This is a genomic window from Acaryochloris sp. 'Moss Beach', assembly GCF_021497025.1.
In the GTDB taxonomy this organism is placed as follows: Bacteria; Cyanobacteriota; Cyanobacteriia; order Thermosynechococcales; family Thermosynechococcaceae; genus Acaryochloris; species Acaryochloris marina_A.
Genome location: NZ_CP071717.1, coordinates 1869041 through 1888060, shown reverse-complemented (window position 1 = coordinate 1888060; position 19020 = coordinate 1869041). Strand labels below are relative to the sequence as shown.

Here is a 19020-nt window from a genome sequence, read left to right as displayed (position 1 = left end):
ACAATTATTTTCAAACGGAGAATTATTACTACGATCAACTCTCTATTGATGTCACTGTAGAATGTGGTCTATCCTGGGATATTATCCTCTGCGCTTCTAGTCATTGTGATACTTCGAAACAATTGATTTTGCTAGCTTATAGCTATTTCCAAGCTTAGCCTAGCTAGACGAACCGCGACAAGATCAAGCATAGATAAGTTAGATGAAGTTTTTTTATGATCTTGAAGATGCATTCACGCCGTTTTTTTTTGGTTTTCTTATTACCTATTTTGTGGTTGTTGGTAGCCTGTGACTCTACTGAAAATACAACCTTGAAGAAATTAGTGGTCGGTGTGGTTAGTTATGGTGAAGGGGCCCGCTCATTAGAGCAATATGCCGCATTAAAAGAGCATTTAGGGGCGGAATTAAAAAGCCTAATTGAATTAGAGCCTGCTCTCAATGAAATTCAGGCTATCGATCAGATTGAACGGCAAAATTGGGATTTAGTTTTTGCGCCTCCTGGGTTAGCCGCAATCGCTATTTCTCAGGCTCAGTATGTTCCACTCTTGCCTCGTGAAGGTGGAGATCAAGAACGATCGGTCATCGTTGTTCGTGATGATCACCCTGCTATGGCTATTAAAGATCTCAGTAACACAACTGTTGCCTTAGGTCAGAGAGGATCTGCGGCTGGCTACTATTTTCCGGTCTTTAATTTGTATGGTTTGACCCTCGCCGAGATCAAGTTTGGCTCCACCCCTAAAGAGGTATTGAAGTGGATCAATCAGGGGGAAGTGGCTGCAGGTGCTTTGTCTTTGGCAGAATTAGGGCAATATCGTGCCGATTTCAAGGATGCAGACTTTCGGATTTTGCATCGGGACTCCCATTTGGTGCCTTCAGGAGCAGTATTAATTGGGCCAGATGTTGATAATGTCTTACAGACTCAGCTATTGGATGCCTTAGAATCTGCTGCGCCCAAAACAAAACGTTCGGTGGGTTACATCTCCAATGCCCAGCCGCCTGATTATGAATACTTGATCAAGGTAGTTAAACGCGTTCAACCCATTGCCCAACGCATTAGGGAAAAACCAGCCCCTATCTATGAGTCAACGGTAGTACCTGCTCCATAGAGTTAGAAGGAGGCTATTGACCCATATGTAGATCTCAAGAGAGCTTGTGATACTACTTCTGAGGATTTGTGAATCCATTTGAGGGAAGCTTCTTGGCTGCTGTTGCTTTAAGGATTTCAGCAGGCCCAGCTCCAATGCCTTGCCAAGCTTGATGTAAGTTTTCCTGATCAAAGGGTGGAATCAAACGAGTCACGACTCTTTCCATTAGCCGGAGGCCACCTAGTTGGTAGAGGATATGGCCGCATTGCTGTGCGATCGCAACATTGCGTCCCCGCGTATAAGTCAGCCGGGGTTCTCCCACAGCACCATACTCATCTGCAGCCAAACTGAGTCGTAACAATTGCATAATGACTCGACTCGCTGTTAGGGAATCAAAAGCTGACAGGCGAATATCTTGAATTAAATTTGGGGTAAAGCCCTGGTCATAGCGCTGCAGAATTTGCCGAGCTTGTGCTCTCGCTTTTTGATCCTGTGCAGCCAGATGCTTTTGCTGTTCAAGGGTCTGTTGATAGTCGTCATCCGTAATGACTTCCGTCTCGACAGATACTGCATCTGGATCCTGGGAAGACTGGGGCATTGTTCATTCCCTTGTAAGTTCTATCATGACATTCTGTCGCTGATACAGTCTGAATTGCTTTTCTAGAGACAGAACCAGACCTCAATCTCAACTAGCAGAACCGATCTGTAGCTTCAGCGTAAACCAACACGGCATTACAGAACTGTGCAGATGCAAACAATTACTGAATCTGTGAACTAAAATTGATGCATTATCATCGTCGAATGTTCGATCAGGAGGACATCGTTTATGCCCTTTTTTGTCTGGCTATTGTTAATCGTTATCTATACCGGTGGCGGCTGGCGATTTTGGTCCGGATTTAGACAGACGAATTTTACTTCTAACCGTCTAATTCTCACCCTTCTCTGGCCCGTGATGTTGGCGAACAAGTCCTATCGGCAAAATTTTACCAAGGCGCTTAAAGGCTAATCCCTCTTTTCGTCACAGATCAGATGCTCACCTTATATCCTGAGTCACACTATGGCTAAAAAGCAGCAGCAAACGAATTTGTACACCAGTTTGCCCGAGTTAGCCAATCCTGATGATCAATGGCAGGAGCAGATACAAGCAGTGACCCAGCGATTTAACCGCGAATACGAGCAAGCGGCCTTTGAGCTACCGCCAGAAGTAGAAGCAATGCCTGTATTTCAAGACTGGAATGCGGGGCGTCTGCAAGCCAGAATTGCCTCTGAATTTTGGCAGTTCCAAAAACCCAAGAAAAAGCAGAATTGGCTGGATATTGGTTGTGGACTGAGCTTTTTGGTGTATCCCTGGTTTGAGTGGGAAGCCTACTTCTACGGTCAAGAGCTGAGTAAAGTCGCCCAGGAAGCGGTCAATAGTCGGGGGCCGCAGTTGAACTCCAAATTGTTCAAAGGTGTAGAACGCGGTCCGGCTCATCACCTGCAATACGAAGACAATCAGTTTGATGGGGTGGTAGCGACTGGATTTAGCTGCTATTTTTCCCCGGACTATTGGCAAACCGTGGTGACAGAAATCAAGCGAGTGCTGAAACCGGGTAGTGTTCTGGTCTTCGATGTGATCGATCCCGATAGCGAATTGGCCGATAACTGGTCAATCTTAGAAACTTACCTCGGAGCAGAAGTATTTCCTGAGCCCTTAGAGACCTGGACAAGCTTGATCAAAACGGCGGGTGGCAAGGTGCTTAAAGCAGAGAGTCAAGAGCTGTTTCACCTCTTCAAAGTCAAGTTTTAACCAGGCTGTTGACCAATGCCACTGGCGTCACCCAGACTATAGGATGTTCTCTGTTGGGTAGAAGTTAGCCGTGAATATCTTAGTGATTGGCAGTGGTGGTCGCGAGCATGCGTTGGCGTGGTCTTTGTTGCGATCGCAAACGGTGCATCAGGTGTATTGCTTACCCGGGAATGGCGGTACCGCTACCCTTACTAACTGCCAAAACATTGATATTTCCGAGGAAGACTTTACTGCTATCGGTCAATTTGCCCAATCTCATGACATTGCCCTAGTGGTTGTGGGGCCAGAAGCGCCACTGGCCTCAGGGATTACTGATGCCCTGCAACTGTTTAATATTCCTGTTTTTGGTCCCACCCAAGCCGGTGCCCAACTCGAAGCCAGCAAAACCTGGGCCAAAACTTTAATGACCGAGGCTGGAATCCCTACGGCCAAAGCTCAAACCTTTACCGATGCTGACGCAGCCCAGGCCTATATTCAGGCGGAGGGTGCTCCGATTGTGATTAAGGCCGATGGTCTGGCCGCAGGCAAAGGAGTGACCGTTGCCCTCACCCTGGATGAAGCTTTCAACGCAGTGAATGAAGCTTTCTCGGGCAAATTTGGTGAAGCGGGCCAGACGGTGCTGATTGAAGAATATCTCACGGGTCAAGAAGTCTCAGTTTTAGCCCTGGCAGATGGCAAAACCATTAAGCCGCTGGTCCCTGCTCAAGACCATAAGCCCATTGGAGAAGGAGATACGGGGCCAAATACCGGCGGCATGGGAGCCTACGCCCCTGTGCCCTGGGTGACACCTAAATTGATGCAGCGAGTAGAGACAGAAATTCTCCAACCCACTTTGACTGCACTCCAACACCAAGGCATTGATTATCGAGGGGTTGTGTATGCAGGCCTGATTATTACTCCAACAGGCGAGCCCAAAGTAATCGAATTTAACTGTCGGTTTGGGGATCCTGAGACCCAAGCGGTCTTAAGTCTTCTCACTACTCCTTTAGATCAGCTACTCCTGGCCTGTACCCAACAGAGATTGGCTGAAATTGATATTCAGTGGCAGTCAGGCTTTTCAGCCTGTGTCGTATTGGCGTCTGGGGGGTATCCTGGCAGTTACCAAAAAGGTTTGCCGATTTCCGGTATTGCTAAGGCCGAAGCTCAAAGGGTGACAGTCTTTCACGCAGGTACCCAATTGAAAAACCAAGCCATTGTCACTAGTGGCGGTCGAGTATTAGCTGTGACTGGACAAGGGAGTACCTTTGAAGAAGCTCTAAAAACCGTCTATCAGGCAATACCGTCCATTCAATTTGAGGGTTGCTACTACCGCCAAGATATTGGTCAACGCACCATCAATATCAATTTGGACTAAGCAAACTAGAAGGGAATGTCATCATAATTGGGTTCTGCTTCTGCTTGGGGTGGAGCAGGAGGTGCTGGAATAGCCGCAGGTGCTGCTGCCGCCGGCGGAGCCGGAGGACGAGCAGGTGCAGGGGATGCCGCGGGGGCAGCACTAGCACTGATGGACATATCAGTGGTATGAATTCGAGATGCCGTCAGTTCAGCTTGCTTCTCTTTGAAGCCTTCGGGACGGTCGATGGTATTCATACCCAAGCGACCCTCAATAATGACTTGATCGCCTTCGTGAAACTGTTCTTGAATTTGTTGGGCCAAATTACCCCATCCCGTCACTTTGATGGTGCACATGGGATCGCCGGAGCGTAAGGGTTGGAACTGCACCCACATTTCGGAGATGGCCGTTTGTCCATCCTGGGTATATCGCAGTTGCGGGGCTTTGGTAATCTCTGCCATTAAGACACAAGTATTCATATATTTAATCCTTCAAATCTTCTGTTTGGGGGAGATGGCAGCCTTCTAAGAGCAGAGTCGCAAACTGAACTCCAATGGGTTCTCAGCATCGTGAGGTTGATTTTCATTTCGCAGACTCAGGCAGTCTACCAAGAATGAAGAAATGGATCAGCTTTCCTCAAGATTGTTTTCTAAATCCGGATCCCGTTCAGTAAACTCTTGGATTCGCTGACGATACTCCCTTAAAGTCGCGTCAACCCATTCGCGATCGCCTCCATTGGCAAAAATATGTACCAGAGGTTCGCTGGCATCAGGGAGGATTAATGTCCAATTATCCGATGCTGGGTCTTTGACCTTAACGCCATCAATGAGTTCTAATGTCTCAGCAGGGTGGGTCTCGACTAAATAGCGCATCAGCGCCCCTTTACGATTCCAAGGACATCGTACAGTTTGAGTTCGATGAAAAATGCGGGGCAAATCGGCCTTGAGCTGCCCAAGAGATTTTTGTTGCAAAGTCAGTATTTCAATCAGCTTGGCAATAGAAAACATGGCATCAAACCCGGGGTGTAGCTGGGGGGAAGATAAATCCCGTATCAGCACTGCCCCCTAACACCACATTGGGGTTGGTCCAGCAGGTTTCCATTAAAGCGGTGGGGTTGACCTTAGTTCGAATAACGGTGGCATCGTGACGGCGGGCAATTTGCTCGACGGCACTTGAAGTATGCACAGGGACCACAACGGTGCCCCTAGGATTGGCGGTCAAAATAATCTCCACCATCAATGCCGTTAATTGCTCTCCTCGAATGGCACTTCCTGTTTCATCTACCAGTAAAAGCTGTTCACCATTGGCCGCCACTTGGACCCCAAAATTGGCCTTCAAGGCTTCAACAACAGGGCCTAACTGAGTGAGTAATTCTTCCCGCTGTTCTGGGGTGGGGCCTTTCGTTCGCAAACTGGCATTTAGAACCACGGCATCACAGCCAAATTTGCTGAGCAATCGCGGTAATACAGCACCCGATACGGCATAGACATAGTCGATGACCACCTTAAAGTCACCTTCTCGAACAACGGTGGTATTCAGCCACTTTTCGAAAATTTGGGCGTAATCATCTAATAAAACGCCGGGATAGGTAATGCCACCAATTTCTCCAATGGGAGCTCGCCGAAAATCTTCTTTGAAGTAGGCTCCTTCAATTTTCTTTTCCTTGGTTTTGGAAATGTTTATGCCTTGCTCATCAAAAAATTCAATCAGGATAAAGTCAGATCGATCGGGATGAATCCGCACATGAACCCCGCCCACCACTAGAGCATTTCGAGGGACACAGCGGGCAATCGGTAATGCGGTTGCCTCTAGATTCTGGACATCGATGCCCACGGACATGATGCCGGAGATTAAGGATCGGGAAACCATCCGAGAAATACTGCGCTGATCACGAGAAATCGTGATCTGAGAATCCGGTTTAAGGGTCGAGGCATAGGCCGCACCGAGCTTAACAGCAAATTCTGGCGTAATGTCTACATTCGCTAAACCTGCGACGCCCCTTTGACCAAAAAGATTTCGGGGGGCAGTATTCCCCCAAATTAAGTTGATATTGAGGGCCGCACCGGGTTCGATCAGCTTACTGGGCCATACTCGCACCCCAGGACTAACTTGAGCTTCTTCTCCCACTGTTGATAGAGCCCCAACCACTGCCCCTTCTAGGACATGGGCCCGTCGATCTACCCGAGCACCCCGGGCGATGACACAAGCTCGGAGATGGGCTTCTTCGCCAATTAAGACTCCATTCCAGATAATCGGCCGTTTTAGATCTGCATCATTGCCAATGGTGACGTTGTCCCCCACGACGGTTCCGGATTCTATATTGGCTCGGGGTCCAATCCGACAATTGTCTCCAATCAGGATGGGGGGATGAAGTTTCGCATCTGGATCAATATGGATGTTTTGTCCCATCCACAGCCTTGGCTTCACTTCCTGATAGGCAAATTCAATCTGGACTTTCCCTTGTAGGGCATCATACTGAGCTTCCCGGTAGGAGTCTAAACTGCCGACATCACACCAATACCCATCGGCGACGTAGCCAAACATCGGTTCATCCTTTTCTAGGAGCAGAGGAAACAAGTCCTTGGAAAAGTCAGTTGGTTGATCGCTGGGTAGGTAGTCTAAAACCTCTGGTTCAAGGATGTAGATACCGGTATTGACCGTATCGGAAAAAACTTCACTGGTGGAGGGCTTTTCTAAGAAGCGGCAAATTCGATCCTCTTCGTCCGTAATCACCACCCCAAATTCCATTGGATTTGGAACGCGGGCTAGTACTAGGGTTGCTTTAGATCCTTTCTCTTGATGAAACTGAATAGCGGCGGTTAAATCGAAATCGGTGATGCAGTCGCCGCTAATCACCAGGAATGTATGGGTTAGCAGGGCAGAAATATTTTTGACGCAGCCTGCAGTTCCCAAGGCCTGTTCTTCTTCGATACCATAGGTCATCTGTACGCCAAAGTCGGACCCATCGCGGAAATAGTCCCGCATGACATCAGGGAGATAATAGAGCGTAGCAATGATTTCGTAGATCTGATGGTGCTTGAGCAGATTAACGATATGTTCGGCAATCGGTCGATTGAGAATAGGTACCATCGGCTTGGGTAGATCGCAGGTTAGCGGTCGTAACCGAGTCCCTTCCCCACCGGCCATGAGTACGGCTCTCATAATTTATGCTCCATGAACTACGCCCAATCTCCTGCATCCGCAGGAGATTGAAGTTATTGTCTGAGGCTATGCAGCCACCACATTAAAGTCAGTCGCGGTTGCAGACTGGCCGTCAGGCAGCAGTTGTCAAGGTAAATTATCCAACCGCAGGCCGATTAACGGATTGTGGGAGGGATTCCACTAAACTTCGGACGGCTGCAACCATTGCTAAGGGATCATTCAGTCGATTGATGGCTGAACCAACCCCAATCCCCGAGGCTCCTGCGGCAATCGCTAAGGGGGCTGTGACATTGGATAAACCGGAGGCACAAAGCACTGGAATATCAACGGACCGGGAGATTTCATAGGCAGCCGCTAAGGTGGGGGCTGCTTTCTCCATCAATCCTAACGTGCCTGAATGACTTGGATCACTGCTGGTGCCCCCTTCTGTTTGAATCAGATTGGCTCCTGCTGTTACTAGGTCATGAGCTAGCTGGACCTGTTGATCCAATTCCAAAATGTGAGGGACGGTTGCAGATAAAGGAATGGTAGGTAGTAAGGCTCTGGTTTGATAGGTCAGTTCTAAGACTTCCTTTGCATTGAACTGACGCCCTTGGGCATAAAAGCTATCAAAGTTACCAATTTCGATTAGATCTGCGCCTGCAGCAACGGCTTCGACAAATTTCTCTGGTTCTACGGCGGATACACAAATGGGTAATTGGATTGATTGTCGGACTGTGCGGATCAGATTAGGGTCGGCAGCAATATCAACAAAGGTGGCTCCACCTTGTTCAGCAGCTTTTACCACAGCAGTGACATGGGTTGTATCGAAGTTATTTAAGCCACTGATAATCTTGATGGCACGGCATTGGGCCAAAGCTGATTGCAAGTGAGGATGCATCATTATTTCCTACCGGTTCTACTGAGATATTTCTGTCAAGTTTGAAACACGCTCAAACGTTTACATGCCTTTACATTGCAACGTTTACAGCGCCTTACCATACTACTTCGCACCTGACTATCTGTATACGTTTCTGCAGGCTTTCTCTGGAGGGGGATTTTCGCCTGGATTATTCTTTACTACTAAAGATTTGAATTCCTAGACGGACCTCCCGTAGGATGAACTCAAATTCCTCTCATTTGGCTGGATTAGTTTCTTTATGAGTCAAGCGCCTGAAACGATTTTTAGCAAGATTATCCGTCGCGAAATTCCCGCAGATATCGTTTATGAAGACGAGTTTGCGATCGCATTCCGAGACGTCAGTCCTCAAGCACCGATCCACATTTTGGTTATTCCCAAAAAGCCCATTCCCCGTTTATCAGAATCTGAACAAGAAGATGAGACTTTACTGGGCCATCTTTTAAAGGTGGTTCAACAAGTGGCAGTCCAAGAAAAGCTGGATCAGGGGTTTCGGGTTGTGATTAACAACGGTGAAGACGGCGGTCAAACTGTTGATCATTTACACCTGCATCTTCTAGGGGGGACGCTCACTAAATTGGCCACCCGGATAAAACAAGACCATGTCGAAACCCTAAGAAAATATTAAAAAAGTTTACATTTTTACACAAGATGGTTACAATCAGGTACAGAAGTTAACCAGGTTTGATCTTGGTGCTTCTACTTCATACAAATTTATACTTCAGCAATCATAACCATGACAACAGTCTTGCAAAGACGCGAAAGCGCCAGCGCATGGGAAAGATTCTGTAGCTTCATCACCAGCACCAACAACCGTTTATACATCGGTTGGTTCGGCGTATTGATGATTCCTACCCTTCTCACCGCTGTAACTTGTTTCGTAATCGCCTTTATTGGCGCCCCTCCCGTCGACATCGATGGAATCCGTGAGCCCGTAGCTGGTTCACTTTTTATATGGCAACAACATCATCACTGGTGCCGTTGTTCCTTCCTCTAACGCTATTGGTCTTCACCTGTATCCCATTTGGGAAGCAGCTTCTCTAGACGAGTGGTTGTACAACGGTGGCCCTTACCAGCTAATCATCTTCCATTACATGATTGGTTGTATTTGCTACCTAGGCCGTCAGTGGGAATATAGCTATCGCCTAGGGATGCGTCCTTGGATTTGCGTAGCTTACTCTGCACCTTTGGCTGCTACCTACTCCGTCTTCTTGATTCTACCCACTAGGTCAGGGCAGCTTCTCCGACGGCATGCCTCTAGGCATCAGCGGAACCTTCAACTTCATGTTCGTGTTCCAAGCTGAGCACAACATCTTGATGCACCCCTTCCACATGTTTGGTGTGGCCGGAGTCTTGGGTGGTTCCTTATTCGCCGCCATGCACGGTTCCTTGGTTAGCTCCACCCTAGTTCGTGAGACCACCGAAGGTGAGTCCGCCAACTACGGTTACAAGTTCGGCCAAGAGGAAGAGACCTATAACATCGTTGCAGCCCACGGCTACTTCGGTCGTTTGATCTTCCAATATGCATCCTTCAGCAACAGCCGTTCCCTTGCACTTCTTCTTGGGTGCCTGGCCCGTTGTCTGCATCTGGTTGACTGCAATGGGCATCAGCACCATGGCCTTCAACTTGAACGGATTCAACTTCAACCACTCCATCGTTGATTCACAAGGTAACGTTGTGAACACATGGGCTGACGTTCTTAACCGCGCAAACCTAGGTTTCGAAGTTATGCACGAGCGCAATGCTCATAACTTCCCCTTAGACTTGGCTGCTGGTGAGTCTGCTCCTGTTGCTCTTACTGCTCCTGTCATCAACGGCTAATTCTCGAACTAACTTAGTTCTGAATTAAAGGTTGAACCTCAGTTGAACTGAGAACCTAATTTGAATAAAGCGCTCCTCTGGGGGCGCTTTATTTTTGTCTGTTTAAGGTCTGAGAGGAGAGGGGATAAAGCTGGATTCTTTGAATGGATCTGAGCATATGCTCTTCGGTCTTTGAATAAGAGCGACTGGTTCAAGCCCTCAGCTAAGCTTGGGCGCTTGGATCATACTGATAAAGCCAATCTGAAAATGCTTTCTCACTAACTTTGGCCTGTTTGGGTACTTCTCCTAATGATGTCTTAAACCATTGGGGCCGTAGAAATGGGTTGCGCATTTGAGCTGCAGAAAACATGGTTCGATATTGAATCGTTTGAGCGCGTTCTATGCGACTGGCTTCATACTGGTCTAAAGCAGCTTCTAAATTATCCTGCTGAGATAAGCAGGTGGACAAGGCCCATACGTCTTCAAAGGTAGTGTTGGTGCCTTGCCCTAAAAAGGGTGCCATTGGATGGGCGGCATCTCCGATGAGAGTGACTCTGCCGTTGCTCCATTGAGGCAAGATGATGGGTTCGCATACGGGCCTTTCAACGATGGTATCTGCATCTGTCAGTTTGATCAGTTCTTGCAGGGCAGGATGCCAGTGGTCGAGTTCTTGTAGGACTCGGGCTTTTGCTGCTTCGGGATGTTGGGAGCGATGAATGGTGGGATTGATCATCTCCAATGCCCAGGACAAATAACCTTGACCGTTATCTAGAAGGATTAAGCTTTTGCCTCGCTTGGCAAAAATTGTGGTGTGGTGAGGGGGGAGCAAACGATGCTGATATTTTTGGACGCCACGCCAGGTCATCCAGCCCCCATAGGCTGGGTCTTCTAGGCCAAAGAGTTGTTTTCGAACGACGGAACGAATGCCGTCTGCACCAATGAGGAGATCAACGCTGGCTGTTTCGCCGTTATCAAAGGACAGATTGACGCTTTGCTGGTTTTGTTCAAAGTGTATGAGTTGATGATTGAGATGCAGGATTTCTGGGGGGAGTTTGGCCCTCATGATTTCTTGGAGGCTAAACCAGCGAATGGCTAGGAAGGGCTGATCGTATTCGTCGTCTTTGACGGGTTGGTTGAGGATGGGCCATCCTCTAGTGGTTCTGATTCGGAAGCGATTGAGTTGTGAGCCTTGCTGTTTAAGTTGCTGGACAATATCGGCATCAATGGCGGCTAGGCTTTTAACGCCGTTGGGGGAAAGGGTTACGCCAGCACCAATGGGCCGAAAGGCTTTTGTGCGCTCGAATATATGAACATCTAGGCCCTGTTTTTCAAGGGCAATTGCTGCGGCGAGTCCGGCGGGGCCAGCGCCAATGATACCGACTTTATCTAGGTAGATGCTTGGGGGCTTTGGATTAGTGTCTACTAATTGACTCTCAGATGGAGTATTGAAAGTCACTTGATTCTGTCCTTGAACCGTGGAGTCATAATGCCAGGCTTAGTCTTTAGTGGAAGCAGTAGTTCCCTGACAATGTTATCCGGATTCTAGAACAGCTATTGTTGAACTAACTGGGGAGAAAAAGAAAATTTTGCCTGTGTTGAAATCGAATATGCATCTAGATCCCAAAGTCTTATCAATTGTAAAACATAGTTTTCCTGAAAACGCCTGACAACTTCTGGTGTCCAGCAATTCTCATTCAGAACTTTAGTCGTAATTGGATACACAGGTACTTCTGAGTTAGAGATAAAGTACTCGCCTTTCTTCTTGAAAAAGTCATAGTTTTTGGCTTTGGCATTTGCTTTTCCTGAGAGGAATGCTAAATTTCCTAATCGATGTACCCAGTACTTAATCTCACTCTCATTCCAGTCATATCGCCATTGGCTGTTCGCATTAGGATTTTGAGGCAGAATATGTTCAATAGTTGGTTTGCGATCAAAGCTGGGGCTTTTCCCTCCATCTGCTAATTTGGAGTCTAACCTTAGCAGCACATAATTTCTATAGGGTTTAGCCTTCCCTTCGTAAATTTTATCGTCAAGGGCTTTAACAACCTTTGTACATATCCCTTTGCCTAGTGACTTATGTGCTTGGCTAATTGCTAATTCAGGACTTTCTTTTATTGAGCTGATGAGTGAGGCGAAAATTTTATCCCGCTCTTTTCTCCATGTGCGTGAAATCATTAATCCAGCTGCTAATCGCTCTAGCTGAGTTAGAAATTGAAGGATTAAATCAGAGTCGTTTGGATAGCTGATCAAGAAATAAATTGCTGATGGTAACCAGTCATTATTATCAATTTCATTTAGCCAAGAGCATAAATCGCGAATTTGTCTTTGATGATCGAGATTGTTGCAAACGAAACTGACCTTCTTTATTTGCTCAAAAGTATCAGAGCTTGGCTTGAGCACTTTATCAATAAAATCAGTAGCCTTAAATCTAGGTAATATCTCTTTTCGATATGAGGTTAGTAATTCAGTATATTGCTTTTTTATTTAGCAGGAAACTACGAATGGTGAAAAATAATCGTTCAAAGTCATCTCGCCCTAAGTCAGACTCTTCTATGTCCCATATTTGGGTATATTGACTACGCAGTTCTGGATGGACTTTCCCGATTATCTCTGATTTGAGAACATCATTAGGCTTTAAATTTAAACCTCTAGAGTTAATTGTTGAAAAGATTCGATATGCTGAATTAAAATCTTCAGTCGATATTGTGACTAGATAACAGTGTCTTGTGATTTTTTTTAGGAGATGTGTTAGCCAATCTAAGATCTCAACTGTTTCAGGCTTATGAAGCTGTTCCTCTAAAAGGTACTTGATGTTCAAGATAAGTCGTTGTTCACTCGCCGATTTGTCGAAAGTATCTACTTTAGTAATTTCATCAAGATTCTGTCCTTCTCGAATCCACTGACCAAAAAATTTATCATCAGAGTCGCGTAATCTGAGTACTGGAGTTTTTTTGTTTTCATCAAGAAAATCTACTGTTTCAATAAGCTGGGATCTAATTTTGCTCTTTTGCGTTTCGTTTGTTAATAAGTGGCAAATTACTGAAAGAATTAGTGTTAAAGTTGTAATTCGTTGTTGTCCATCGACAATGTCAGCTTGAGGGTTACCACGTTTTTTAATTAAAACAACGCTTCCTAAGAAATAATCTTCATCAGATTCTGAGCTTTCTCCGTAAGGAAATGCACTGGCGATATCATCTAATAGACTAGACACTTCTTTTTCAGTCCAAGAATATGGACGCTGATAATCAGGAATTCTAAACTGGTAACTAGCTGTGGAAAAAAGCTCATCAATAGTGGAGTTGCTAACGGAGATTGCGGACATAAATTGGGACCTGTGGAAGATAAAGAATCCCCAGATGATTTGTCGAGGATGAAGGCATTAATCTTGCACCATCATCATTCAACTTCTATCGAGAGCTGAAACAGATACATTAGACTAATTAGACTACTGTATAAGAATTAAAGCTAGTTGCTCTTTGTACAGAATTACTAATTCCAAGAATAATATCTAGGAATAGTCAGCATGTAAGGTATTTCACTGGGTTTGGAATAATAATTCCCCAATCAAGAGTTTAATCTGCACTTTTGCTTCAATACAGTGTCAAACGTTAGATGGCTAATTATCTAAGATGGCGTTATTGGAGGATGTAGGGTTAGTACTTGTTTCAAATACTGCCCCGTATAGGATTCAGATACATCAGCAACAGTCTCTGGTGTACCCGTCGCCACCAACTCTCCCCCTCGATCACCGCCATCCGGTCCTAGATCAATAACCCAATCTGAGCAGCGAATCACATCCAAATTATGCTCAATCACCAACACTGAATTGCCCTTATCTACCAACCGCTGCAACACATCTAGCAATTTGTGAACATCATAAAAAGACAACCCCGTTGTCGGTTCATCAATTAAATACAGCGTTTTACCTGTCGCCCGCCGAGATAGTTCTGTTGCCAACTTCAACCGCTGGGCTTCTCCACCCGATAACGTCGGAGCCGTTTGGCCGAGCCGCACATACCCAAGTCCCACATCCACCATTGTTTGCAGCTTATTCGCCGCCTTGGGGATATTCTCACAAAACTTCAGGGCTTCCTCCGCTGTCATCGCCAGTACATCTGCAATCGACTTGCCCTTGTACTTCACCTGCAGCGTTTCCCGGTTATAGCGTGCTCCTTTGCACACCTCGCATTGGACATAGACATCCGGCAGGAAATTCATCTCAATTACATTAACGCCTTGCCCACTGCAGGCTTCACAGCGCCCGCCCTTAACATTGAAGGAAAATCGACCCGGTTTATAACCACGGGCCTTGGCTTCCACCGTTTCCGAAAATACACTCCGAATCACGTCAAACACCCCCGTATAGGTGGCTGGGTTGGAGCGAGGTGTACGCCCGATGGGAGATTGGTCAATAACGATGGCTTTATCCAGACTTTTCAGACCCGCCACCCGATCTAGCTCACTGGGGAACGGCACCTTAAATCCCAAGTGATGCTGCAAAGCTGGATAAAGCAGCTCATTCATTAGCGTCGATTTACCCGACCCCGAAACCCCTGTAATGCAGACCAGCTTACCCAAGGGGATTTCCACATCTAAGCTTTGGAGATTGTTGCGATAGGCGTTATGGAGGCGCAGCGCTCGGCCATTTCCTGATCGTCGTTCAGGTGGTGTGGGTATCACCTGCTTCCCAGACAGATAAGCCCCTGTCAGGGATTCGCGACTATCCAGTAGATCTTCTAGGCCCCCCTGCACCACAATGTCGCCGCCATGCACCCCTGCTGCTGGGCCAATATCTACTAGATAGTCTGCTGCTCGAATTGTATCCTCGTCATGTTCCACCACAATCAAGGTATTACCGAGGTCCCGCAGCTTAGTCAGAGTTTGCAGCAACCGATGATTATCTCGCTGATGCAGACCAATACTCGGTTCGTCCAATACGTAGAGAACCCCCGTCAGACCCGCTCCAATTTGCGTGGCTAGACGGATGCGCTGAGCCTCTCCCCCCGACAGGGTCATGGCGGTTCGATCTAGGGTTAGGTAATCCAGCCCCACATCTAGCAAGAACTGCAATCGGGCTTTAATTTCCTTCAGTACTAGCTCCCCAATTTTGGCTTGGCGAGTACTCAAAGTCATGGCGTTGATCCGTTCCAAGCAGTCCCGGATCGAAGCTCCTGTTAAGTCTGGGAGACAGAACTGTCCCATGCGCACCGATAGGGCTTCTGGCTTGAGGCGCTTGCCCCCGCAGACTTCACAGGACTGCTGAATCAAGTATTTGTCTAACTTTTGCCGATACTGATCGGAGGTCGTTTCCCGATAATGCCGATCCAGCAACGGAATCACACCCTCATAGCGTTTGTTATAGCCCTTCGATTCCCGATATCGAGAATCCACTTCCATATAAATGGGCTCTTTGGTGCCATGTAAGACAATATGGCGTTGCTCATCCGTCAGATCAGCCCAGCTTGATTGCAGCTCAAAGCCAAACGCCTGCCCCACGCTGTAGAGCAGCGAGAAGTAGTAGGTATTATCCTTCTCCGACCAAGGGGCAATGGCGGCATAGACGGGCAGATTGGGGTCCGGCACAATCAGATCTGCCGAAAAGACCTTGAGACTGCCTAGACCATGGCATTCCGGGCAGGCCCCGTAGGGGGAGTTAAAGGAGAATAAGCGTGGGGATAGTTCTTCCATCACCGCCCCATGCTCGGGACAGGCAAAATTTTCAGAAAACACAGAGAGTTTGGGCTGGGTGTCGTCGCTGTAACTGCCTTCCGCTTCGGCAACCTTAAGAGATTTTGCCTGAGTAATGGGCACCACATTATCGGAGGGTGCGGGCAATACCTCCACCATAACGATGCCCTCGGCCCGCTGCAGTCCTGTAGACAAGGAATCCGCTAATCGCTCTTCAATCCCTGGCTTCATTACCAAGCGATCCACCACGACTTCGATGTCATGCTTGAAGTTTTTATCTAGGGCAATGGCATCACTCAGTTCTCGTACCTCGCCATTCACCCGAACTCGAACAAATCCTTCGGCAGCCAGACTAGAGAGCAATTTTTTATGGGTGCCTTTTTTGCCGCGCACAACCGGAGCCAGAATTTGGAACCGTGCTTTCTCTGGCAGTTCCATAACCTGATCCACCATCTGGTCGATGGTTTGGGGGGTGATGGTGCGCTCACAATGGGGACAATGGGGCTCCCCCGCCCGTCCATAGAGCAAACGCAGATAGTCGTAAATCTCTGTCACCGTACCCACTGTGGATCGAGGGTTGTGGGAGGTGGATTTTTGGTCGATGGAGATGGCCGGACTCAGCCCCTCAATGGCATCCACGTCCGGCTTGTCAACTTGGCCTAAAAACTGCCGAGCATAGGCACTCAGAGATTCCACATAGCGCCGCTGCCCTTCTGCAAAGATGGTGTCAAAGGCCAAGGAAGACTTGCCTGACCCCGATACCCCTGTGAAGACGATTAGCTGATCTCGGGGGAGGTCTAGATCAATATTTTTGAGGTTATGCTGACGAGCCCCTCGAATCCGAATTTGATGCTCTGGGGGGTATCTTGACTTTCTTGACCCGGCCATTAGTGGAGGAATGACTGGCCGCTGCTTTTTTTCTCTCGTTTGGAAGCATCAGCACGGCGGGGCATAGAAATATTTTGAAAAATTACTTAATAATTCTACCGCTAATTTGTGAGCTTCTAAGGTCTATTAGCCTGCCGATTTGGGTTTTGCGGTGAGCCATTTAGCGGCCATTCCACCCCCGATAAATCCAAATAGATGACCTTCCCAGGAAATATGAGGCATCGTGGGTAACAAACCAAATAGCATACTGCCATAGACAATTGCTACAAACACCGACAGGGTAATGGCGGGCCAGCTGCGCTCAAAGTATCCCCGAAACAGAAGATAGCCCAGGTAACCAAACACTAACCCGCTAGCGCCAATATGGACGGTATTCTGGCCGCCAATGAGCCAGGTCCCCAAGCCTCCCACCACCATCACAATTAAACTGACGGAGAAAAAATCCATAATCCGGCGGACCATGACCAAACCGCCCAAGACTAAAAAGGGGGCAGTATTTGCCAGTAGATGTCTGAAGTTGCCGTGGAGAAAGGGGGCAAATAGAATACCCCGCAGGCCGACTAGGGTACGGGGTTGAATGCCAAACTGAATTAAAAAACCATCCGTGATCCAATTGAGAAGCTGAATGCTCCAAAGTGTGATCGCACAGACTCCTAAAATTTGCAGTTGGGTTTTGAGCTGATCTCTCATTCAGGTTGCGATGCACTACACCTCAAGCATAATCAGCTCAGCGGTGAAATCGCCACTCTTGACTAAAAGATGAGATGGCCTACTACCACTTCAGCAAATTGAACTGTTCCATGTCGACTGTGTCACGGTTGCGGTAGATGGAGAGGATAATGGCCAAACCAACTGCTGCTTCAGCCGCTGCAATGGTGATTACAAATACTGTAAACACCTGACCGTTAATGTTTTGGCCATCCAAAAAGTTGGAGAAGGACACTAAATTCAAGTTAACGGCATTCAGCAATAGTTCCACCGACATCAATACCCGAACTGCGTTACGGCTAGTCACTAGGCCATAGATGCCAATGCAAAAGAGGGCAGCTGCTAAGAGTAAAAAGAACTCAAGGTTCATAGGGATTCTCTGAAATTCTCCAAGACTTAAAAGGTATCAAGCGCTAAGCAATAGGCTCTTTGGGACGCTCTGGTAATTCCAACACTGGAGCTGGTTCTTCTCCCACAATGGCTGTTTCCTCGCCAATAATGGTTTCCCGGCGGGCTAAGACAACTGCGCCGACCAAAGCCATCAGCAAGAGAATGGAAGCCAATTCAAAGGGCAACAAATAATCCGTAAAGAAATGAATACCAATGGTTTCCACAGAGGAAGCAGGAGGCGTTAGGGTTACATCCACTGGCCAATTGGTCTGCAGGACCATTGTTGCTAGCAGTGTGAACAGAGCCAAGGACACAAAAGCGGTAGAAACCTTACGAATCCAGCGCCTGGGTAATGGTTTAAATTCTTCTGTCTTATTAACCAGCATGATCGCAAACAGAATCAAGACGTTCACCGCACCCACATAGACAAGGATTTGGGCTGCCGACACAAAGTCAGCATTTAGCAAAATGTAAAGACCCGCAATGCTGATAAATACCGCACCCAGGGTAAACGCTGAGTAGACAATACTCTCAAATAGAACCACTCCTAAAGCAGCTCCGAGCATCATCACAGACAAAATAATGAGGGAGACTAGCTGAACCCCTTCTGCTAGATTCACTGATTAGCCCTCCTTGGTTTCTGGTTGCGGTGTGCTAGCGACAATCTCAGCTGGCGTTTGCCCAGCTCGCGGTGCCGTATGGTCAACGTTATGACCGTCAATTTCTGATGCTGGTAAGTAGGCAAATTCGCGAATGGGGGTGACCATTGGATCTTGCGTCACTTTATAGGGCAAGCGTCCCATCGCTACGCTATCGAAGTTCAGCTCATGGCGGTCGAAGGTAGATAGCTCATACTCTTCTGTGACTGAGAGGCAGTTGGTGGGACAGTATTCCACGCAGTTGGCACAGAAAATACAGACTCCAAAGTCAATACTGTAGTGCTTGAGCTGCTTCTTTTTGATCTCTTTGTTAAATTCCCAATCCACTACGGGGAGATTAATTGGGCAAACTCGGACACAGACTTCGCAAGAGATGCACTTATCAAATTCAAAGTGAATGCGACCGCGAAATCGCTCGGAAGGGATGAGCTTCTCATAGGGATACTGCACCGTAATGGGGCGGCGCTTCATATGATCGAAGGTCACTGCTAGACCTTGACCAATGTAACGGGCAGCTTGGAAAGATTCTTTCCCGTAACTGGTGACTTGATTCAGAAACTTGAGCATGGATGTTCACTCTCAGATGTCGGCAGATGAAGGTTGGCGCTAATTTACAGTT

The 19020-nt window shown here is 47.4% G+C and carries 16 protein-coding genes and 3 pseudogenes; 6 read left to right on the top strand and 13 right to left on the bottom strand.

The annotated features are described in order from the left end of the window. Positions 1–248 precede the first annotated feature (248 nt). Positions 249–1106 (top strand): phosphate/phosphite/phosphonate ABC transporter substrate-binding protein, encoded by an 858-nt coding sequence (locus tag HRE53_RS08785; RefSeq protein ID WP_235110026.1) that lies wholly within the window; start codon positions 249–251, stop codon positions 1104–1106. Between the two features lie 52 nt (positions 1107–1158). On the opposite strand, the gene HRE53_RS08780 is transcribed toward HRE53_RS08785, so the two are convergent. Further along, the gene (locus HRE53_RS08780) at positions 1159–1683 is read right to left on the bottom strand and encodes a hypothetical protein (protein WP_235110025.1); all 525 of its coding nucleotides are present in this window, start codon (positions 1681–1683) and stop codon (positions 1159–1161) included. A 228-nt stretch (positions 1684–1911) separates the two neighbouring features. Here HRE53_RS08780 and HRE53_RS08775 point away from each other — a divergent pair, with 228 nt between their 5' ends. The 3 genes from HRE53_RS08775 (at position 1912) to purD (ending at position 4228) form a co-directional block, all read left to right on the top strand. Next, complete coding sequence (locus HRE53_RS08775) at positions 1912–2091, top strand: hypothetical protein (protein WP_212663093.1); 180 nt, start codon at positions 1912–1914, stop codon at positions 2089–2091. Between the two features lie 51 nt (positions 2092–2142). Further along, on the top strand, positions 2143–2874 hold the full coding sequence (locus HRE53_RS08770; protein WP_212663092.1) for a class I SAM-dependent methyltransferase: 732 nt from the start codon (positions 2143–2145) through the stop codon (positions 2872–2874). Between the two features lie 70 nt (positions 2875–2944). Beyond that, positions 2945–4228 carry a phosphoribosylamine--glycine ligase gene (gene purD, locus HRE53_RS08765; RefSeq protein ID WP_235110024.1) on the top strand — a complete coding sequence of 428 codons (1284 nt, stop codon included), beginning with the start codon at positions 2945–2947 and terminating at the stop codon, positions 4226–4228. A 5-nt stretch (positions 4229–4233) separates the two neighbouring features. On the opposite strand, the gene HRE53_RS08760 is transcribed toward purD, so the two are convergent. The 3 genes and pseudogenes from HRE53_RS08760 to HRE53_RS08750 form a co-directional block, all read right to left on the bottom strand. Next, a complete protein-coding gene (locus tag HRE53_RS08760; protein ID WP_235110023.1) occupies positions 4234–4686 on the bottom strand; it encodes a single-stranded DNA-binding protein in 453 nt (150 codons plus the stop codon). A gap of 147 nt (positions 4687–4833) precedes the next feature. Beyond that, positions 4834–7369, bottom strand: a pseudogene (locus tag HRE53_RS08755) (sugar phosphate nucleotidyltransferase). A 136-nt stretch (positions 7370–7505) separates the two neighbouring features. Next, positions 7506–8249 carry a DUF561 domain-containing protein gene (locus HRE53_RS08750; protein ID WP_235111074.1) on the bottom strand — a complete coding sequence of 248 codons (744 nt, stop codon included), beginning with the start codon at positions 8247–8249 and terminating at the stop codon, positions 7506–7508. A 259-nt stretch (positions 8250–8508) separates the two neighbouring features. Here HRE53_RS08750 and HRE53_RS08745 point away from each other — a divergent pair. Continuing rightward, a pseudogene (locus HRE53_RS08745) lies at positions 8509–8860 on the top strand (histidine triad nucleotide-binding protein). A gap of 121 nt (positions 8861–8981) precedes the next feature. On the opposite strand, the gene HRE53_RS08740 reads toward HRE53_RS08745, so the two are convergent. Further along, entirely contained in the window at positions 8982–9182 is a 201-nt protein-coding gene (locus HRE53_RS08740) for a hypothetical protein (RefSeq protein WP_235111310.1), read from the bottom strand. Here HRE53_RS08740 and psbA point away from each other — a divergent pair. Further along, positions 9091–10089 (top strand): annotated as a pseudogene (gene psbA / locus HRE53_RS08735) (photosystem II q(b) protein). The gene HRE53_RS08740 and the pseudogene psbA overlap by 92 nt on opposite strands. A gap of 202 nt (positions 10090–10291) precedes the next feature. Here the strand turns inward: psbA and HRE53_RS08730 are convergent. From HRE53_RS08730 to ndhI, 8 genes are all read right to left on the bottom strand, one after another. Then, positions 10292–11524 carry an NAD(P)/FAD-dependent oxidoreductase gene (locus HRE53_RS08730; protein WP_235110022.1) on the bottom strand — a complete coding sequence of 411 codons (1233 nt, stop codon included), beginning with the start codon at positions 11522–11524 and terminating at the stop codon, positions 10292–10294. A gap of 95 nt (positions 11525–11619) precedes the next feature. Then, a complete protein-coding gene (locus HRE53_RS08725) occupies positions 11620–12468 on the bottom strand; it encodes an HNH endonuclease family protein (protein ID WP_235110020.1) in 849 nt (282 codons plus the stop codon). Positions 12469–12532: 64 nt separating this feature from the next. Next, complete coding sequence (locus tag HRE53_RS08720) at positions 12533–13390, bottom strand: DUF262 domain-containing protein (RefSeq protein WP_235110019.1); 858 nt, start codon at positions 13388–13390, stop codon at positions 12533–12535. Between the two features lie 302 nt (positions 13391–13692). Continuing rightward, positions 13693–16644 carry an excinuclease ABC subunit UvrA gene (uvrA, locus tag HRE53_RS08715; protein ID WP_235110017.1) on the bottom strand — a complete coding sequence of 984 codons (2952 nt, stop codon included), beginning with the start codon at positions 16642–16644 and terminating at the stop codon, positions 13693–13695. A gap of 126 nt (positions 16645–16770) precedes the next feature. Further along, complete coding sequence (locus HRE53_RS08710; RefSeq protein WP_235110015.1) at positions 16771–17334, bottom strand: rhomboid family intramembrane serine protease; 564 nt, start codon at positions 17332–17334, stop codon at positions 16771–16773. 82 nt (positions 17335–17416) lie between these two features. Beyond that, a complete protein-coding gene (nuoK, locus tag HRE53_RS08705) occupies positions 17417–17722 on the bottom strand; it encodes an NADH-quinone oxidoreductase subunit NuoK (protein ID WP_012162654.1) in 306 nt (101 codons plus the stop codon). A 43-nt stretch (positions 17723–17765) separates the two neighbouring features. Then, positions 17766–18362 carry an NADH-quinone oxidoreductase subunit J gene (locus HRE53_RS08700; protein WP_212663078.1) on the bottom strand — a complete coding sequence of 199 codons (597 nt, stop codon included), beginning with the start codon at positions 18360–18362 and terminating at the stop codon, positions 17766–17768. A 3-nt stretch (positions 18363–18365) separates the two neighbouring features. Beyond that, positions 18366–18968 (bottom strand): NAD(P)H-quinone oxidoreductase subunit I, encoded by a 603-nt coding sequence (gene ndhI, locus HRE53_RS08695; protein ID WP_212663077.1) that lies wholly within the window; start codon positions 18966–18968, stop codon positions 18366–18368. Positions 18969–19020: the final 52 nt, after the last annotated feature.

Coding starts and splice junctions, on each gene's coding strand:
- HRE53_RS08750 (WP_235111074.1), bottom strand. CDS start 8,249: ATGCATCCTCACTTGCAATCAGCTTTGGCCCAATGCCGTGCCATCAAG.
- nuoK (WP_012162654.1), bottom strand. CDS start 17,722: ATGAACCTTGAGTTCTTTTTACTCTTAGCAGCTGCCCTCTTTTGCATT.
- HRE53_RS08710 (WP_235110015.1), bottom strand. CDS start 17,334: ATGAGAGATCAGCTCAAAACCCAACTGCAAATTTTAGGAGTCTGTGCG.
- HRE53_RS08720 (WP_235110019.1), bottom strand. CDS start 13,390: ATGTCCGCAATCTCCGTTAGCAACTCCACTATTGATGAGCTTTTTTCC.
- HRE53_RS08740 (WP_235111310.1), bottom strand. CDS start 9,182: ATGTCGACGGGAGGGGCGCCAATAAAGGCGATTACGAAACAAGTTACA.
- HRE53_RS08775 (WP_212663093.1), top strand. CDS start 1,912: ATGCCCTTTTTTGTCTGGCTATTGTTAATCGTTATCTATACCGGTGGC.
- HRE53_RS08770 (WP_212663092.1), top strand. CDS start 2,143: ATGGCTAAAAAGCAGCAGCAAACGAATTTGTACACCAGTTTGCCCGAG.
- HRE53_RS08780 (WP_235110025.1), bottom strand. CDS start 1,683: ATGCCCCAGTCTTCCCAGGATCCAGATGCAGTATCTGTCGAGACGGAA.
- HRE53_RS08760 (WP_235110023.1), bottom strand. CDS start 4,686: ATGAATACTTGTGTCTTAATGGCAGAGATTACCAAAGCCCCGCAACTG.
- ndhI (WP_212663077.1), bottom strand. CDS start 18,968: ATGCTCAAGTTTCTGAATCAAGTCACCAGTTACGGGAAAGAATCTTTC.
- uvrA (WP_235110017.1), bottom strand. CDS start 16,644: ATGGCCGGGTCAAGAAAGTCAAGATACCCCCCAGAGCATCAAATTCGG.